General features: G+C 38.3%; 1 protein-coding gene. It reads right to left on the minus strand.

Features of this window, described 5'->3' with window-relative positions; translation table 11 throughout:
* Positions 1–55: 55 nt before the first annotated feature.
* Entirely contained in the window at positions 56–1,174 is a 1,119-nt protein-coding gene (locus HZY94_RS09190; protein WP_179925895.1) for an ISAs1 family transposase, read from the minus strand.
* Positions 1,175–1,279: the final 105 nt, after the last annotated feature.

Here is a 1,279-nt window from a genome sequence, read left to right on the forward strand (position 1 = left end):
CACGACAAACGCATGAAAGGTTCTAACTGATTTTTTCTTCAGTCAGAACCTTTTTTTACAGCAATGATTTTAAATATCTATCAAAGACCATGCTCAGATGAAACTTTTTACGTCTTAAACTCATCTTCTTTCCAACATCTAGGTTCTTCAAGACACTCAAACAAAACTTGTCAATAATGTTCAAGTTAAAGGCTAATTGTCTATTCAATGTCTTATTGGCATCTTCACGGAAAACGACATCCAGTAGCCAGTGCATGCTCTCAATTTTCCAATGCCCTCGTACATAGCTACCTAGTTCGTCAGCCAAAACCTTCGTACTCAGAATGAAATAGCGTTCGACTTGTGTCACTTGACCGTCTTTGTCAGTGATGCAAATAGCTTTTCCTAAACACTGGATATGAGGCCATTCTGGATGATCCTTACGGAACCAGGAGGTATCATGGACAACTTCATACTTACGTGTCTCAATTTGACCATGGGCTTTTTCAGTTGTCTCGTAATAATCTACTACGGACTCCTGGTCATAAGTAAAACAATCGGCAATGTCTTCTAACAAGCCCTTTTGGTTTTCTTTAACAGCTAAGCAGAAATCTCCTCCCTGCTCAATAATCTTTTTGGCGATTTCCTTCTGTGTACCCATGGCATCAATGGTAATCATACAGTTTTTAAGGGATAGTTGATCTAATAATTCTGGGATAGCCGTAATTTCATTAGATTTTTCTTTAGTCGCAACTTGTCCAAAGCAAATCCCAGCTTCCGTCGCATAGGCACTGACCACATGCAGAGGATTTTGTTTAGCACTGGCATTTCCACGCATAGTTTTTCCGTCAATAGCGATCAATCGTTTAGAAAAGGTTGAGAAATTACCTTCATCTAAGTGGGCTTCTTCCAAGATACCTGCCCATATCTTAGTCATATTGATTAAAACATCTGGATTTAGTGTCGCAAATACACGTTGCATCGTGTCATGTGATGGGATACCATTTTCTAACGACAGGACAGAACGTAGATTATGCTCGTAACACTTACCAAAATCTTCAATATCTTCCCAATACTCAGCTCCAGACAATCTAGCAAAGAAAATGAGAAGGACAATATCAACAAGGGTATGCCGGATTTTCCAACTGTCTCTTCTATCATGAATTGACTTCAAATAGGTAATTAAGAGATTCATAAAACCACCTCCTATGTTAATTATAGACTTAAGAGATAGTTTTTTCGAATAATTATCGGTTTCTGAAAACTTACAAACTCTGCTTTTCTTCATGCGTTTGTCGTG

Source organism: Streptococcus danieliae, assembly GCF_013415245.1.
Lineage (GTDB): Bacteria > Bacillota > Bacilli > Lactobacillales > Streptococcaceae > Streptococcus > Streptococcus danieliae_A.

What these genes read in the sequence shown, in the direction of transcription:
- HZY94_RS09190 (WP_179925895.1), bottom strand. Translation starts at nt 1,174, where the DNA reads ATGAATCTCTTAATTACCTATTTGAAGTCAATTCATGATAGAAGAGAC.